Raw genomic sequence first — 16130 nt, 5'->3', positions numbered from 1 at the left:
AACGAACCGGTGATCGCGCCGCCGGTGCCCGTGAAGGCGCGCCGGGGGATACCCGGTCTGCGCTTGTTCTCGATGACCGCGGGTTTGCAGCGGGTGACGCTGATCTTCGGGCTGAGCCTGGTCGGGTTCTTCGTGCTCGCGGCCATCTTCGCTCCGCTCATCGCGCCCTACGGCTTCGCCCAAAGCGCCGCCGACGGTGTCGATTTCGCGCGGCAGCAGGCGCCGTCGGCCGAGCACTGGTTCGGTACCTCGGTCCGCGGCGAGGACGTGTTCTCCCGGGTGATCTTCGGTGCCCGCACCGCACTGTTCGTCATCGCGATCTCGCTGGTGCTCTCGCTGTTCGTCGGGGTGCCGCTCGGCTTGCTGTCCGGCTATGTCGGGCGCTGGCTGGACCGTGTGCTGGTGCTGTTCATGGACGCGATGTACGCGTTCCCGACGCTGCTGCTGGCGATCGTGGTGTCCATCGTGGTCGCGGGTGGCCGGTCCACCAGTCTGGGCGGCGTGCTGTCCGCGGCGGTGGCCATCACGGCCGTCTTTGTGCCGCAATACTTTCGGGTGGTGCGCAACGCGACCATCGCGGTGAAGAACGAACCGTACGTGGACGCCGCCCGGGTGACCGGCGCGTCCACCACGCGAATCCTGTTCCGGCACATCTTCGCCAACGTCACGCAGTCGCTGCCGGTGATCGTCACCCTCAACGGGTCCGAGGCCATCCTCACGCTGGCCGGGCTGGGCTTCCTCGGGTTCGGTATCGAGCCGACCCAGGCCGCCGAGTGGGGTTACGACCTGAACAAGGCGCTGTCCGACGTCTCCAACGGCATCTGGTGGACCGGTATCTTCCCCGGTTTCGCCATCGTGCTCGTGGTGCTGGGCATGACCCTGGTCGGCGAGAGCCTCAACGAGGTGCTCAACCCGATCCTGCGTACCCGGCGCTCGGTCGCCTCGGCGCCGGGCGACGCCATCACCGTCGCGGGCATCGAAGTCGCCGACCCGGCCGAACTCGACCGTGCCGCCGACACCGAAATCGACGGTAAGAACGTCGATTTGGTCAAGGACGGTACGGCCGGGAAGGAGACATCATGACCACCCCAGCGGTGGCCGTCGATCGCGGGCAGCCTGCGCTGTCCATCGAATCGCTCTCGGTCACCTTCGCCACCGACGCCGGGCCCGTCTACGCGGTCTCCGACGTCTCCTACGAGGTGTTCCCCGGCGAGGTGCTCGCCATCGTCGGGGAGTCCGGTTCGGGCAAGTCGGTCAGTTCGCGTACCGCGATGGGTCTGCTACCGCAGACCGCACGGGTGCGCGGTCTGGTCACCCTCGGCACCCAGACCATCACCTCGATGAACGAGCGGCAGCTCACCGCGCTGCGCGGTGGTGCGATCTCGATGGTGTTCCAGGAGCCGGGCCTCGCGCTCGACCCGCTGTTCACCGTCGGCTTCCAGATCGGCGAGGCGCTGCGCGCGCACTCGCAGATGAGCAAGAAGGACGCGAAGGCCCGCGCCATCGAGCTGCTCCGCATGGTTGGGCTGCCCGACCCGGAGCATCGGGTCAACTTCTACCCGCACCAGCTCTCCGGCGGGCAGAAGCAGCGCGTGGTGATCGCCATCGCGATCGCCTGCGAGCCGAAGGTGATCATCGCCGACGAGCCGACCACGGCACTCGACGTGACGGTGCAGGCGGAGATCCTCGAGCTGCTGCGCGACCTGCGCGACCGGATCGGCAGCGCCATCGTGCTGATCACGCACAACATGGGTGTGGTGGCCGACCTGGCCGACCGCGTCGTGGTGATGCGCAACGGCCGGGTGGTCGAGCAGGCTCCGGTGGACGAGCTGTTCGCGAGTCCGAAAGAGGATTACACCCGGGCGCTGCTCGCGGCCGTCCCGCACCTGGGCACCGAGCAGTTGGCGCACGGTCCGGCCGAAGAGGTGGCCGCGACCGCCGAGCCGGTGCTCGAGGTGTGCGATCTGGTCGTCGAGTTCCCCGGCTCGTTCGGGCGGCCGCCGTTCCGCGCGGTCGACGAGGTGAATCTGTGCATCGGACCCGGCGAAACCCTGGGCCTGGTGGGCGAATCCGGCTCGGGCAAGTCGACCATCGGCCGCTGTGTCGCCGCCTTGCAACGCCCGACCTCGGGCGTGGTGAAGGTGCGCGGGCAGGACATCGCGGGCCTGTCCGGGCGCAAGCTGCGGCCGATCCGGCGGCGCTTCGGCTTCGTCTTCCAGGATCCGGCCAGCTCGCTGAACCCGCGGCTCACCGTCGGCGAGTGCGTCGCCGAGCCGCTGCTCGTGCACAAGATGGGCAGCGCCGCGGAGATCAAGGCGCGGGTGCGCAAACTGCTCGACGATGTGCAGCTGCCCGCGGGCACCGAGCGCCGGTACCCGCACGAGCTGTCCGGCGGTCAGCGCCAGCGCGCCAGCCTGGCCAGGGCGCTGGTCCTGGATCCGGATCTGCTGGTCGCCGACGAGCCGACCAGTGCGCTCGACGTCTCGGTGCAGGCCGCGGTGCTGGAGCTGTTCGGTCAGCTGCAGCGCGAATGCGGGTGGGCCTGCCTGTTCATCAGCCACGATCTCGCGGTGGTCGATCAGCTGGCCGACCGAATCGTGGTGCTGCGCAACGGCGCGGTGGTGGAGCAGGGCGATCGCGATCGCATCCTGCGCGCACCGACCGAGGAGTACACCCAGCGCCTGGTCGCCGCGGTGCCGGTCCCCGATCCGGTGGAGCAGCGCAGACGCCGGGCGGAGAGCGCGGCATTGTTCGCGACAGAGATTACGTGACGCGACAAGTGGTCTCGTAGGTAAAGGGGTAGCTCGTCGGGTACGTCCAGGGCCCGACGAGCAACCTCCCGCCGGTGCGGTTGTCAAGTCCCGCGACGCTGTCGACCGGCGAAATACGCGCCAGAGGCGGATCAGCGGCGGGACAGCTGCGAGGTCGTTATCCGGTTCCGGTAGCGTGAGCAGGCATCTATCCGCCGATTCGGTTTGGAGCTTTCCCCGAAAATGACTGAACAGACCCCCAGTGGTGGTGCCTCTTACGCCGCGGCAGGCGTGGATATCGAGGCAGGTGACCGCGCAGTCGAGTTGTTCGGGCCATTGGCGAAGAAGGCGAGCCGACCCGAGGTGCAGGGTGGCCTCGGCGGGTTCGCCGGGCTGTTCGCGCTGAAGGGCGGCTACCGCGAACCGCTGCTCGCCGCGTCCACCGACGGGGTCGGCACCAAGATCGCGGTGGCGCAGGCGATGGACAAGCACGACACCGTCGGCCTCGACCTGGTCGCGATGGTCGTCGACGACCTCGTCGTATGCGGTGCCGAGCCGCTGTTCCTGCAGGACTACATCGCCATCGGCAAGGTCGTGCCGGAGAAGGTCGCCGAACTGGTCTCCGGCATCGCCGAGGGCTGTGTACGGGCCGGCTGCGCGCTGCTGGGCGGCGAGACCGCCGAGCATCCGGGTCTGATGGACCCCGACGACTACGACCTGTCCGCGACCGGCGTCGGCGTGGTCGAGGCCGACGCGGTGCTCGGCCCGGACCGGGTGCGCCCCGGTGACGTGGTGATCGCGATGGGCTCCTCCGGCCTGCACTCCAACGGCTACAGCCTGGCCCGCAAGGTGCTGCTCGACATCGACCGGATGTCGCTCACCGGGCACGTCGAGGAGTTCGGCCGCACGCTCGGCGAGGAACTGCTCGAGCCGACCCGGATCTACGCCAAGGACTGCCTCGCGCTGATCGCCGAGACCGACGTGCGCACCTTCGCCCACGTCACCGGCGGCGGCCTGGCCGCCAACCTGGGCCGGGTGCTGCCCGCGGGCATGGTGGCCGAGCTCGACCGCGGCACCTGGAACCCGGCGCCGGTGTTCAAGATGATCGCGCAGCGCGGCCGGGTCGAGCGGGTCGAGATGGAGAAGACCTTCAACATGGGGGTCGGCATGGTCGCCATCGTTGCCCCCGAGGACGTCGACCGCGCCCTGGCCGTGCTGACCGCCCGGCACATCGAGTGCTGGACCCTGGGCACCGTCAAGAAGGCCAAGGACTCCGACGCCCTGCGCGCCGTCCTGGTCGGCGAACACCCGCGCTTCTGACGCCTTCACGCAAACACAAACCAGCGTCCCGCATCGCTCAGATGCGGGACGCTGGTGTGTTGTAAGCCTTTTCGGCGGTATCCCGTCAACGCGCGGCAACGCCTGAAGGGGGAGGAACGCTGTCCTCCCCCTTCAGACGTTGCTCCGAGTCAGCGGCGCCAGTCGTCGTAGTCGTCCTCTTCCCACTTGGATGAGGACTTGTCCGCGTCGTGCTCATCGGACAGCACACCACTCCGTTGGGAGTTGGGGCTTCCCGAAAGCTCGCGCTGAAGGCTCGCGAAGTCGCTCGGCGGGCTGCTGTACTTCAGCTCGCGTGCGACTTTGGTCTGCTTTGCCTTAGCCCGGCCACGGCCCATGGCTGACCCCCTCGCGTCACTGCGGGGCGGCCTGGGGTTTGGTTGGCGGCCCCGTTCGAATTAATACTCTTCCTGACAGACACTTTAGCGTGTGTCCGGCCGTCCCGCTTCCAGGAGTGGCTGAAGAGCCTCCGAAGTGGTGCCGTTTGCCCGGTTGTCGCCCTCGGTCCGTCCGGCTAGAGCACCCCGGGGATCGCCCGGATCACGCCGACCCTGGCCCCGCCGCCGAGCACCGGGGGTGCCGCGAGCTCGGCGTGCGCGTCGGTCCAGTCGATCCCGATCCGGTGCAAAATGGCCAGCGTCAGGGGTATTCGAGCACGGTCGCTACCGTCGTCGATCTTGTATGCGAACGCGGTGCCGTCGGGCAGCGCGCCCGCGTGCACACCGTCCGCGCCGATCTTGCAGACCAGTCCGGGGGTGGCCTGCATGGTCAACAAATCGGGTGCGTTGGTGCCGGAAATCACTCGCGGATGGGCGCGGATGGCGTCGGCGACGCGGCGCTCCGGCGCGTCGGGCGCGGCGGTCGCCATGGTCGCGAACACCCGGGCCAGGTTCACCAGCGACACCGGAATGATCGGCAGGCCACAGCCATCGATGCCGAGATCGGTCTCGGGTTCGCCGGTGAGATCGGCGACGGTGGCGATCACCGCCTGCTGCAGCGGATGGCCCTCGTCGAGATAACCCTCGGTCGGCCAGCCGTTGATCGCACAGGTCGCCAGCATCGCGGCGTGCTTGCCCGAGCAGTTCATGTAGATGCGCCGAGATCCCTGCGAACCCGAAAGCACGGCCGCGCGCGCCTTGTCGTCGACCGGCAGATCCGGCGGGCACTCCAGCGACTTCTCGTCGAAGCCGAAGCGGTCGAGCAGCCTGCGCACCAGCGCGACATGATCGGGTTCGCCGTAGTGCGAGGCGGTCGCGATGGCGAGCTCGGCATCGTCGACGGGCTCGAACCCGTGGCGCAGCAAGGTGATCGCCTGCATGGGCTTGTTGGTGGAGCGCGGGAAGATCGGCAGGTGCACCTCGCCGAGGGTGAGCGTCGGCTCGCCGTCGGGATCGAGGACGACCGCCGAGCCGCGGTGTACGCACTCGCGGAATCCGGAGCGGACTACTTCGACCAGTTCCACACTCACAGTTGTGCTCCCGTGTCGAGTTCGGCGCCACGTGGGGTGGCCGGATCTGCTGGTTGGTCGGCGCGCTGCCGGGCCGCGCGGTCGGCGTTGGCCTGCCTGCGGGCATGGCGTTCGATCTGCATGCGGATGTCGTCGGAGAGGGTCGGCTCCGCGGTCGCGAGGAACGCGAGCCGGTCCGGGTCGGCGCCGGTGAAGACGTCGCGGACGGTGATGCCGTGGTCCGGCACGTGCACCACCGACACGGTGTCGCCCGCGCCGATCGTGCCCTCGGTCAGCACCCGCAGGTAGGTGCCGGTGTCGCTGCGCAGCGCGAATCGCTTGACCCACTTGGCTTCCCCGGCCCAGTGCTGGAAGGTGGCGCACGGCACCCGCGGCGCGCTCACCTCGAGCAGTGTGTCGCCGATGGTCCAGCGGGCGCCGACCACCGCGTCGCTGACCGCGAGTCCCTCGATGCGCAGGTTCTCGCCGAACCAACCCGCGGGCAAGTCCCGATCCAGCTCGCCGGCCCAGCGTCGGGCGTCTTCGTCGGCATAGGCGTAGACGGCCTGATGTACACCGCCATGATCCTCGACGTTGCAGACGTGATCTCCGTCGAGCCCGAGCGCGCGCACCGGTACCCGGCCCGGCCTCGGCCGCTTGTCGATCGCGGATCTGCCGACGCGGCCCGGTACGTCGAGGTCGGCGTGCACCACGCAGACGGCCAGTACCTGACCGGTATCACCTGGTCGCACAGTCACTTCCTCTCGTCACGTGGTCGGGTGTCGACGATATGCCGGAATGGCGGATGCGGTCGCTCGGCTGGTGCCCAGCGGGCGACGCGGGGCCGGTGCCCCTGCGGTATTCGATGGCCATGGCGGTCAGCGGCCGCGGAGCCGATCGACGGCGAGCCTGCCCGCCTGCGGTTCGTCGTCCCTGGGGACGGAGTCGGGCTCGATGGCCGCGGCGGTCGTTCCGGCCGTCAGCGCGGTGTCCGCCGGGACGGTGCGTTTGACCAGTGCAAGCGCGATGGGGCCGAGTTCGAAGTGGTCGATGACGGTGCCGAGGCGACCGACGGTGCGGCCGCCCGCGGTGATGTCGTCGCCGGTCGCGGGGCGCTCGTCGGCCGAACCGTCCAGGTGCAGCAGCACCAGGTGCCGCGGCGGCTTGCCGAGATTGTGTACCCGCGCCACTGTCTCCTGGCCGCGGTAGCAGCCCTTCTCCAGGTGCACGGCACCGTACTCGGCGACCCCGCCGATCCAGCGGGCCTCGTGCGGGATGGTCCGCTCATCGGTGTCCAGGCCGATGCGGGGTCGCACGGCGGCGACTCGCAGCGCCTCGAACGCCCACATGCCCGCCGGTTCGGCGCCGGCCTCGGTCAGCCGGGTCCACCACTCGGCGAGCCGGTCGCGAGGGATCAGCAGATCGAAGGAGTCGGCGGTCGGCCACGGCATGCGCCGCAGGAAACCGCCGTCGGGCAGTGGCACGGCCTCGTAGGTGCCGGGCAGGCTCGCGACGCCGAAGGCCGCGATCACCTCGGCGGCCTTCGGTCCGAGCAGGCTCAGCACCGTGTACTCGGACTCGGCCGGCTTGGCGTCGGCCCAGAAGACCATCTTCCGCAGGAACTCCAGCAGCGCGGGGCCGCGGTCGCCCTCGGTATCGATCCAGACCGTGTCGTCCAGCTCGGTGAGCACGAAATGGTTCAGCACCCGGCCGTTGAGATCGAGGTCCAGATTCTCCGCCGACTGCCCGTCGCTCAGGGCGGCGATGTGCTGGCTGCTGATGGTATGCAGCCAGGTCAGCCGCTCAGCGCCGGTGATGGTCAGGACGAAACGGTGCGAGCGATCGACGACCGCCGCGCGTTGGATCGCGGCGCGTTGTTCACCGAGCGGGTCACCGTAGTGCCACGCGACGGCGGCGTCGGGCGAACCCGGCGCTCCCGCGACGGCTCCCGAAACAGCGAGGATGGGGCTGGGCGCAACGACCACGGACACGTTTCCACTGTAGGCGGGGCCGGAGTCGGGTGCCCGAACCGGGGCTGCGGGGGAGTGCGCGCGAGGCCGTTCGGAGACGTTCCTGACGTCGCGTGCGCGGCGTCCGGGTGAACCTCGGGCGGCAGCTTGTAAAAGATGCCGCGAAGTCTGCCGTGACATAGGCGAGACATAGCAACACCGCCTACTCTCGACGCATGGTAGATCGGGTTCTTGTCTCACTCGACGGCGCTGTCCGGGATCCGGACGCGCCGTTGTTGTATGCGGACGATATCGGCGTATTGCGGGGCGACGGTATTTTCGAAACAGTTCTGGTGCGCGCGGGCAACGCGTGTGCGATCGAGTTTCATCTAGGCAGGCTGCGCCGGTCGGCGCAGGCGCTGGATCTGCCCGAGCCCGAACTGGGGCGGTGGCGGGAGGCGGTCGAGCGGGCCGCGAAGGAGTGGGGTGCAGACCGCGAAGGAGTCATGCGGCTGGTGCTCACGCGGGGGCGGGACTCCGAGCTATCGGGCGTGACCGAGAAGGTGACGACCGGCGATCTCGCGGCCGCCGTTCCGGTGCCCACCGCGTACGTGCTCGTGCTACCCGTGCCGGATCGCGTGCAGAAGGCGCGGACCGACGGTGTCGCGGTGGTGACGCTGTCCCGCGGCATCTCGATCGACCTGGCGCAGGCCGCGCCGTGGCAGCTGCTCGGCGCCAAGACGCTGTCCTACGCGTCCAATATGGCGGCGCTGCGGTTCGCGGGCAGGATGGGCGCCGACGACGTGATCTTCACCAGCACGGAGAACCGGGTGCTGGAGGGTCCGCGCTCGTCCGTGGTGATCGCGCGGGACAAGCAGCTGATCACCCCGCCCGCCAAGAACGGTGTGCTGCCGGGGGTCACCCAGCGCGCGCTGTTCGCCGAGGCGGAGAAGGCGGGGTGGGAATGTATCTACAAGTCGCTGTTCACCGCTGATCTGCTCACCTGCGACAGCGTGTGGATGATGTCGAGCATCTCGCTGGCCGCGCGGGTGAACTCGCTGGACGGCTTGCGGATGTCGGCGCCCGATAACGCGCAGGAAATCATCGACCTGGTCGACCGTGGCGTCGAACGGGCCGGAGCCATCGGCGACTGGTAGAGGTGGCGGCGACCGGTGACTGCCCGCACCGGCCGCCGACGGGCAACAGTCGACGTGATGTGTGTCCTACTCGCACAGCCGCAGGACGGTGCGAGCTCGCAAAAGCGCTGTTGAAGGCCGAAAGTCCCCGTGTGTCGTGTCCTACGACTCACTTGTTCCGACCCTCCTCCGACGTAGTATTACTACGTCATGTCGTAGACGACGAGGAGGTCGTGGCACCGTGAGCGAGCGCAGCGAGCGAACCGATGACGGAGCCGCCCCGGCGGTCATGACGGAGCCCAGCGCGGGCGAGGCGCGGTTATGAACGCGCTGGATATCTCGCGGTGGCAGTTCGGGATCACCACGGTCTACCACTTTCTGCTGGTGCCGCTGACCATTGGACTCGCACCCCTGGTCGCCGCCATGCAGACCGCGTGGGTGATCACCGGTAAGGAGCACTGGCTTCGGCTGACCAAGTTCTTCGGCAAGCTGTTCCTGATCAACTTCGCCCTCGGTGTCGCCACCGGCATCGTGCAGGAGTTCCAGTTCGGGATGAACTGGAGCGAGTACTCGCGCTTCGTCGGTGACGTGTTCGGCGCGCCCCTCGCGCTGGAGGGGCTGGTCGCCTTCTTCATGGAGTCGACCTTCCTCGGACTGTGGATCTTCGGCTGGTCCCGATTGCCGAAACTCGCGCACCTGGCCGCGATTTGGATGGTGGCCATCGGGGTGAACGCCTCGGCGTACTTCATCGTCGCCGCGAACTCGTTCATGCAGCACCCGGTCGGCGCGCGGTTCAATCCGGAGACGGGCCGGGCCGAATTGGAGAGCATCGTCGCGGTGCTCACGAACAACACACTGCTGGCGGCCTTTCCGCACGTGGTCGCCGGATCCTTCGTCACCGCAGGCACTTTCGTGGCGGGTATCGCGGGCTGGTGGATGGTGCGCAAGGCGCGCAGCGGGGACAGCGCCCAGTTGGCGGAGGCGCGCACCATGTGGCGGCCCGCGGCGCTGGTCGGCACCTGGGTGATGCTGGTGTCGCTGGTGGCGTTGTTCTTCACCGGCGACACCCAGGGCAAGCTGATGTTCGAGCAGCAGCCGATGAAGATGGCCTCGGCGGAGTCGTTGTGCCACACCGAAACCGACCCGGACTTCTCCATTCTCACCGTCGGCACGCACAACAACTGCGACAGCGTCACGCACGTGCTCGAGGTGCCGTTCGTGCTGCCGTTCCTGGCCAAGGGCGAGTTCAGCGGCGTCACCCTGCCCGGCGTGGTGGACCTGCAGCAGGAATACAACCAGAAGTACGGCGTCGGCGACTACCGGCCGAACTTGTTCGTCACCTACTGGTCGTTCCGAGCGATGATCGGCCTCGCGGCGGGGTCGGCTTTGCTGGCGCTGGCCGGGCTGTGGCTCACCCGGCGCGGCCGGGTGCCGAACCAGCGCTGGTTCTCCTGGCTCAGCCTGCTGATGATTCCGACACCGTTCCTGGCCAACAGCGCGGGCTGGGTGTTCACCGAAATGGGCCGCCAGCCTTGGGTTGTCGTGCCGAACCCGACGGGTGACCCGAACGTGCGGCTGATGGTGCAGCAGGGTGTCTCGAACCATTCGGCCGGGGTGGTGCTGTTCTCGCTGATCGTCTTCACGCTGCTGTATGGCGCGCTGGCGGTGGTCTGGTTCTACCTGATGCGGCGCTACGTGGTGCACGGGCCCGATCCGGCGCCGGTGGTCGCCGGCGACGACAAGCCCGGCGATACCGGCGGCCCGGGCGGGCCGCGGACCGAAGAGCCTGCCGTCGAACAACTTTCGTTCGCCTACTAGGAGCCGACGATGAGTCTGCAAGAGTTCTGGTTCGTGCTGATCGGAGTGCTGTTCACCGGTTACTTTGTGCTGGAGGGCTTCGACTTCGGGGTCGGCATGCTGATGCCGATCCTCGGCCGCGGCTCCGACACGCGAAGGCGGGTGGTGCTCAACACGATCGGGCCGGTGTGGGACGGCAACGAGGTCTGGGTGATCACCGCGGGCGGCGCCATGTTCGCCGCCTTCCCGGAGTGGTACGCCAGTATGTTCTCCGGTTTCTACCTGGCGCTGCTGTTGCTGCTCGTCGCGCTGATCCTGCGCATCTGCGCGATCGAATATCGCGGCAAGATCAACGATCCGCGCTGGCGGGCGCGCTGCGATCTCGGGATCGGCATCGGTTCCTGGATTCCGGCGCTCGCGTGGGGCTGGGTCTTCGCCAATATCGTGCGCGGGGTGCCGCTGAACGAGAACAAGCAGTTCGCCGGCTCGGTGTGGGATCTGCTGGGCCCCTACGCTTTACTCGGCGGCTTGACCACCGCGCTGTTGTTCGCGCTGCACGGCGCGGTGTTCCTCGGGCTGAAGACCGGTGGCGAGGTGCGCGACGACGCCCAGCGCACGGCCAGGTTGCTGCTCGCGCCGACCGCCCTGATCGTCGGCGCGTTCGGACTCTGGACTCAGCTGGCCTACGGCACCGGGTGGACGTGGATTCCGTTGGGGCTCGCGGTACTCGGGCTGGTCGCCGCCTGCGCCGCGGTGCTCGCCGATCGCGACGGCTGGGCCTTCACCGGCACCACCGTCACAGTGGCGGCGGCGACCACGCTGCTGTTCGGTTCGTTGTTCCCGAATGTGTTGCCCTCCACCATCGATGCGGCGTTCGACCTGACCATCCACAACGCGTCGTCCACGCCGTACACGCTGAAGGTGATGAGCTGGGCGGCGGTGATCGTCACGCCGGTGGTGCTGCTCTACCAAGGCTGGACGTACTGGGTGTTCCGCAAGCGGATCACCGTCGACCAGATCCCGGCCCCGGTCGGGCTCCCGTTGAAGGACTGAGCCATGGCCCGCCCGCCCGTCGACCCGCGCCTGTGGCGGTATGCCCGCTCGGCTCGCCGCTACCTGGTGCTGAGTGTCGCACTGTCCGTGGTGATCACCGGATCGATCGTGGTCGCGGCGGTCATGCTGGCCCGGGTGCTGTCCGGGGTCGTCACCGATCCCGGACAGCGCAGCCTCGGCGCGTGGACGACCGAGCTGCTGGTGCTCGTACTTGCCATCGCCTGCCGGGTGCTGGCCACCTGGCTGCAATCGCGGCTGGCGCACCGGGCGGGCGCGGGCGTGGTGGCCGAGCTGGAAACCGCGGTGCTCACCGCCGGGGCTCGGTTGCCACCGCGGGAACTCGAAACCCGCAGAACCGACCTCGCGGTCGTGGTCGGCACCGGGCTGTCCGGGTTGCGCGGCTATCTCATCGGTTACGTTCCCGCCCTGCTGCTCGCGGTTCTGGTGCCGCCGATCGTGTTGGCGGTCATCGCGATCCACGATCCGCTCTCGGGCCTCATCGTGGTGATCACGTTGCCGCTGATTCCGATCTTCATGATCCTGATCGGGCTGCTGACGCAGGGCCGTGCCGAGGCAACCCTCGCCGCGACCACCCGGCTGTCGGATCAACTGCTCGACCTGTTCGCGGGTATGCCGACATTGCAGGCGCTCGGGCGGGAGCGCGGTGGCGTGGTTGCCGCGGAACAGGACCACGGCGCGGCCCATTCGTCGGCGGTCCGCCCGGGCACGATGGCCGACCGTGTGCGTGCCCTCGGAGATGCGCTGCGGCAGCGGACGATGCGCGCGCTGCGGATCGCGTTCCTGTCCTCGATGGTGCTCGAGCTGCTCGCGACGTTGAGCGTCGCGCTGATCGCGGTGTCCATCGGACTGCGGCTGGTGTTCGGTGAGATGAGCCTGTACGCGGGCCTGGTTGCCCTGGTGCTGGCCCCGGAGGTGTATCTGCCACTGCGGATGGTGGGGGAGCGGTTTCATGCCGCACAGGACGGAATGGCGGCCGCGGACAAGGCCTTCGCGGTGCTCGAGTCGGTACCCGGTGCGCCGGAATCCGACGGGCCGGACGGGGGCGGCGCGGCGGGTGCCGGCGGCGTAGCGCCGGTACGGGTAGGTGGGGTAGTCGAACTGCACGAGCTGTCCGTCCGGGCGCGTGGTGGTTTCGCGCCCGACGGGCTATCTGCGCTGCTGCGCCCAGGTGTCGTCACGGTCCTGGCCGGGCCCAACGGCAGCGGGAAATCGACAGCGGTGCAGGCGATTCTGGGATTGATCGAGCCGGACCAGGGCGCGGTGACCATCGACGGCGTCGACGTGCGCGAGCTGGATCAGGATGCATGGTGGGCCCGCGTCGCGTGGCTGCCGCAGCGTCCCGTCCTGGTGCCCGGCACGTTGCTCGAAAACCTCGAACTGTTCGGCGCGCAGGCCGAGCCGTCACCTGCGCATGGACCGGCCCGCGTGGTCGACGACCTCGAAGCCGCTTGTGTGGCTACCGGATTCGACACGGTGCTGGATGAACTGCCCGATCGATGGGACACCGTGGTCGGTCCGGGCGGCGTCGGGCTGTCCCTCGGCCAGCGCCAGCGACTGGCGTTGACCAGGGTGCTCGCCGCGGACCGGCCGATCCTGTTACTGGACGAGCCGACGGCCCACCTCGACGCCGACAGCGAGACCGCCGTCCTCGCGGCGCTGAAGCAGCGCGCTCGGGACGGCGCGACGGTCATCGTGATCGGCCATCGTCCAACGGTTCTCGCAGCTGCCGATCAGGTGATTCGAGTACGTGCCTCGATCGATGAGCGGGCGGAGGTGGGGGTCTGATGAGTGCGAGGGCGGACAGCGTCGCAGTGAAGACGCCCGGTGCGCCGGCGGTCGGCGCGGCAACGGAAAGCGTGACGTTGCTCGGCGACCTGCGGCGCATGTGGGCATTGCTCGAACTGTCCCGGTGGCGGGTCGTGGTGGCCGTCGCCTGGGGTGTGCTCGCACTCGGCAGCGGGCTCGGGCTGGCGGCGCTGGCCGCATGGCTGATCGCCCGTGCGTGGCAGATGCCACCAGTGCTGGATCTGAGCATCGCCGTGGTGACCGTGCGGGCGCTCGGTATTTCACGAGGGCTGTGCCGATACCTGGAAAGGCTTGCCACCCATGACGTCGCGCTGCGTGCGATGGCGACGGCACGCACCACGGTCTATCGCACGCTGGCCGGATCCGACTTCTGGCTGCGCAGGCCGTCGAGTGGCCGACGATCGGCTGTCATCGGTGCCGGCCGGTCGGGCGGGCAGCTGCGCCGGGGCGACCTGCTCGTGCGAATCGGTAGCGACATAGACGATCTCGGCGCTGTCGTGGTGCGGGTGTTCGTCCCCGTCGCGGTCGCCGTCGTGCTGTCCGCGGTCGCGATCGGCCTGCTCGCCACGATTTCGGTGGCCGCCGCCGCGATTCTGGCCGGGGCACTGGCCCTTTCGGGGATCGTCGCCCCGTGGCTGTCGGCCAAGGCCGCGCGGGAAGCGGAACGGGCCGTGCGCGCAGATCGGGCCGAGTTCACCGCGCAGGCATTGACGGTGCTGGACCACGCGGCCGAACTGCGCGTCGCGGGTCGGCTGGACGCGGCCCTCACCGCCGCCACCACGGCCTCGCACCGGGCGGTCGCGGCGGAGGATGCGGCGGCCGCACGCAGCGCGTGGTCGGCGGCGGCGACCCCGCTCTCGATCGGCGTGAGTGTGCTGGGGGCCTTGCTGATCGGCATCAGCCTCTACGGTCCGTCGGGCGGTGCGCCGGGTGCGATGACACCGATGGTGCTCACCGTGCTCGTCCTGCTTCCGCTGTCGGCCTTCGAGGCGGTCGGGCCGCTGCCCGCTGCCGCACAGGCGTTGACGACGGCACGCGCGGCCTTGCGTCGGCTGACCGAGCTCGATGCGGCCGAACCCGCGGCTACCGACCGCGTCCTCGAAGACGTTTTGTTGCAACAACTTCCGGAGCTGCCCGAAGGCCGCCGGATCGCCGTCGTCGGGCCGAGCGGGGCCGGAAAGACCACGCTGCTGATGGCGTGGGCGGGACTCTTCGACACTCCCCGGCCCGGCGTCACCTTCTTCGCCGAAGACGCGCATCTCTTCGGCACGTCCGTACTGGAGAACCTGCGCGTTGCCCGCGGCGATCTCACCGAGGCCGAAGCGGAGAAGGCCTTGGCGAGAGTAGGTCTCGGCGACTGGCTCGACTCCCTGCCGGAGGGCGTGCACACCGATCTGGTCGGTGGCGCGGCTGCGGTCTCGGGCGGTCAGCGCCGCCGCATCCTGTTGGCCCGAGCACTCGTATCGCCGGCCCGGGTATTGCTGCTCGACGAACCGACCGAACACCTCGAGGCGGACGCGGGTGCCGAGCTGCTGCGCGAGTTGTTGGACGTGGACAGTGGTTTGGTGGAACCCGATCGGACCGTGGCGGTCGTCACACATCAGTTGCCGCCGCACCACTGCGCCGACGTCGTCGTCCGAGTCGGAGCATCAGCCCAGGTGAAAGCCGATTTCGTAGATCGTGCGATGCCCACTTCCGCCCTCGGAGAAATTCCGTTGCCGACCCGCTGATCCGTGGCTAAATTCGTCAGTACACAGGAAGGAGGTGGTTCGAAGAATGGTTATTCAAAGGACGCGTGAGGTGGCTGCGCGCTAGCGCCACCGCTGCAGTGTTTTCGCCGCGCGAGCGCTAGCGAATACCACGCAGTCACCCGGCCCCCGAGCCCCTGGTTGAGTCCGACCAGGACCCGAGCGACTAACCCCGCTTGGGTAGGGCTCGGGGGCTGTTCTGTTCCGTCTCTCCGCGAATTCAGGCCAGCTTCAGGTGCGTGCTCGGTAGCGTTGGCGACCGGCGGTGAGGTGTCGGTGGAAGTCAGCCGGTACCCGGTGAGTTACCCATGTACCCGCGAAATCAGCAGTCGCGTTCGCAATCAGCCGATGTAGCGCTGGAGCCGGGCCGAGAGGCGGGGCTCGAGGGGGCCGTCGGCTACGACGCGTTCCTCGACGTAGGCGAGGTCGCCGCCTTCGACGATGCCGTAGAGGCGCTTCGCGCCGCCGACCACGATGCCGGACTGGCTGCGGATGACCACGTCGGTGGCGAGCTCCCAGGAGGACTGGGTGAGCGCCTGGCCATAGAAGAGTTCGACGATGCCGGTGCTGTGCGTGAGCAGCAGCTCGATGACCTCGTCGTTACCGTCGATGCCGACCCGCCAGAAACCGCTCTCGCGCAGATCGGGACCCGAGTAGTTGCCCTCGGTGTCCAGCGCCCAGGACCGCGACTCCCAGGACAGGTAGTCGCCGCCGTCGTGCGCGACGATGATCTGCTGACCGAAGCGGTAATCGCCACGCTCCGGGTTGTTGCCCTCACCCTCGCCGCGCCACACGCCGACCATCGGCAGCAGCGCGAGCATGGAGGAGCTCAGGTCCGGCCCGAGCCGCAGGTTCGCGGTGTCCTCGGGCACCGGCAGATCGGGCAGCACCGGAATGTTGCGGGCACCGGTCGTCTTGGCCCGCTCGACGGCCTCGGACACGGCTTGATCGCCGCTGCGGCGACCAGCCGATTCGGGGGAGCCGTTGCCGTTCAGTTGTTCACTCGCTTGCTCGGCCGGATTGGAACCTTCGCTCGCGAGATCGCTCATGCCCGCGCCTCGCTGGCGCTCACCCCAGGCATGCGC

The 16130-nt window shown here is 68.8% G+C and carries 13 protein-coding genes; 8 read left to right on the top strand and 5 right to left on the bottom strand.

Annotation, left to right across the window (positions count from 1 at the left end):
• Positions 1-72: 72 nt before the first annotated feature.
• The 3 genes from NN4_RS15280 to purM all read left to right on the top strand — a co-directional run bounded on the left by NN4_RS15280 (position 73) and on the right by purM (position 4070).
• Positions 73-1083: an ABC transporter permease gene (locus tag NN4_RS15280; RefSeq protein WP_147131216.1), complete on the top strand. Its 1011-nt coding sequence runs from the start codon at positions 73-75 to the stop codon at positions 1081-1083.
• Between the two features lie 11 nt (positions 1084-1094).
• Positions 1095-2771 carry an ABC transporter ATP-binding protein gene (locus NN4_RS15275; protein WP_371865658.1) on the top strand — a complete coding sequence of 559 codons (1677 nt, stop codon included), beginning with the start codon at positions 1095-1097 and terminating at the stop codon, positions 2769-2771.
• 222 nt (positions 2772-2993) lie between these two features.
• Positions 2994-4070 carry a phosphoribosylformylglycinamidine cyclo-ligase gene (purM, locus tag NN4_RS15270; RefSeq protein ID WP_107653981.1) on the top strand — a complete coding sequence of 359 codons (1077 nt, stop codon included), beginning with the start codon at positions 2994-2996 and terminating at the stop codon, positions 4068-4070.
• A gap of 149 nt (positions 4071-4219) precedes the next feature.
• On the opposite strand, the gene NN4_RS15265 is transcribed toward purM, so the two are convergent.
• From NN4_RS15265 to ygfZ, 4 genes are all read right to left on the bottom strand, one after another.
• Entirely contained in the window at positions 4220-4426 is a 207-nt protein-coding gene (locus tag NN4_RS15265; protein WP_107653982.1) for a DUF3073 domain-containing protein, read from the bottom strand.
• Positions 4427-4602: 176 nt separating this feature from the next.
• Positions 4603-5556 (bottom strand): asparaginase, encoded by a 954-nt coding sequence (locus NN4_RS15260; protein ID WP_147131019.1) that lies wholly within the window; start codon positions 5554-5556, stop codon positions 4603-4605.
• Complete coding sequence (locus NN4_RS15255) at positions 5553-6287, bottom strand: MOSC domain-containing protein (RefSeq protein WP_147131017.1); 735 nt, start codon at positions 6285-6287, stop codon at positions 5553-5555. Before NN4_RS15255 ends, NN4_RS15260 begins: the two co-directional genes overlap by 4 nt.
• Positions 6288-6413: 126 nt before the next feature.
• On the bottom strand, positions 6414-7526 hold the full coding sequence (gene ygfZ, locus NN4_RS15250) for a CAF17-like 4Fe-4S cluster assembly/insertion protein YgfZ (protein ID WP_246180891.1): 1113 nt from the start codon (positions 7524-7526) through the stop codon (positions 6414-6416).
• Between the two features lie 194 nt (positions 7527-7720).
• Between ygfZ and NN4_RS15245 the strand changes: the two genes are divergently transcribed.
• From NN4_RS15245 to NN4_RS15225, 5 genes are all read left to right on the top strand, one after another.
• On the top strand, positions 7721-8641 hold the full coding sequence (locus NN4_RS15245; protein WP_147131012.1) for an aminodeoxychorismate lyase: 921 nt from the start codon (positions 7721-7723) through the stop codon (positions 8639-8641).
• A gap of 300 nt (positions 8642-8941) precedes the next feature.
• Positions 8942-10438, top strand: coding sequence for a cytochrome ubiquinol oxidase subunit I (locus NN4_RS15240; protein ID WP_147131010.1), 1497 nt, complete (start codon positions 8942-8944; stop codon positions 10436-10438).
• 9 nt (positions 10439-10447) lie between these two features.
• Complete coding sequence (cydB, locus tag NN4_RS15235) at positions 10448-11470, top strand: cytochrome d ubiquinol oxidase subunit II (RefSeq protein ID WP_147131008.1); 1023 nt, start codon at positions 10448-10450, stop codon at positions 11468-11470.
• Between the two features lie 3 nt (positions 11471-11473).
• Complete coding sequence (locus NN4_RS15230; RefSeq protein ID WP_147131006.1) at positions 11474-13276, top strand: ABC transporter ATP-binding protein/permease; 1803 nt, start codon at positions 11474-11476, stop codon at positions 13274-13276.
• A gap of 98 nt (positions 13277-13374) precedes the next feature.
• A complete protein-coding gene (locus NN4_RS15225) occupies positions 13375-15027 on the top strand; it encodes an ATP-binding cassette domain-containing protein (protein WP_147131212.1) in 1653 nt (550 codons plus the stop codon).
• 359 nt (positions 15028-15386) lie between these two features.
• Here NN4_RS15225 and NN4_RS15220 read toward each other — a convergent pair whose 3' ends face one another.
• Positions 15387-16094 (bottom strand): heme-binding beta-barrel domain-containing protein, encoded by a 708-nt coding sequence (locus NN4_RS15220; RefSeq protein WP_147131004.1) that lies wholly within the window; start codon positions 16092-16094, stop codon positions 15387-15389.
• Positions 16095-16130: the final 36 nt, after the last annotated feature.

The sequence above is a fragment of the Nocardia ninae NBRC 108245 genome (assembly GCF_007990755.1).
Classification (GTDB): domain Bacteria; phylum Actinomycetota; class Actinomycetes; order Mycobacteriales; family Mycobacteriaceae; genus Nocardia; species Nocardia ninae.
Note: the sequence above shows the minus strand (reverse complement) of the source record. Positions and strands in the feature narration are given on the sequence as shown.

Excerpts from the sequence above, each read along its gene's own strand:
- NN4_RS15280 (WP_147131216.1), top strand. The coding sequence starts at position 73 with ATGACCGCGGGTTTGCAGCGGGTGACGCTGATCTTCGGGCTGAGCCTG.
- purM (WP_107653981.1), top strand. The coding sequence starts at position 2,994 with ATGACTGAACAGACCCCCAGTGGTGGTGCCTCTTACGCCGCGGCAGGC.
- NN4_RS15265 (WP_107653982.1), bottom strand. The coding sequence starts at position 4,426 with ATGGGCCGTGGCCGGGCTAAGGCAAAGCAGACCAAAGTCGCACGCGAG.
- NN4_RS15245 (WP_147131012.1), top strand. The coding sequence starts at position 7,721 with ATGGTAGATCGGGTTCTTGTCTCACTCGACGGCGCTGTCCGGGATCCG.
- NN4_RS15240 (WP_147131010.1), top strand. The coding sequence starts at position 8,942 with ATGAACGCGCTGGATATCTCGCGGTGGCAGTTCGGGATCACCACGGTC.
- cydB (WP_147131008.1), top strand. The coding sequence starts at position 10,448 with ATGAGTCTGCAAGAGTTCTGGTTCGTGCTGATCGGAGTGCTGTTCACC.
- NN4_RS15230 (WP_147131006.1), top strand. The coding sequence starts at position 11,474 with ATGGCCCGCCCGCCCGTCGACCCGCGCCTGTGGCGGTATGCCCGCTCG.
- NN4_RS15225 (WP_147131212.1), top strand. The coding sequence starts at position 13,375 with ATGTGGGCATTGCTCGAACTGTCCCGGTGGCGGGTCGTGGTGGCCGTC.
- NN4_RS15220 (WP_147131004.1), bottom strand. The coding sequence starts at position 16,094 with ATGAGCGATCTCGCGAGCGAAGGTTCCAATCCGGCCGAGCAAGCGAGT.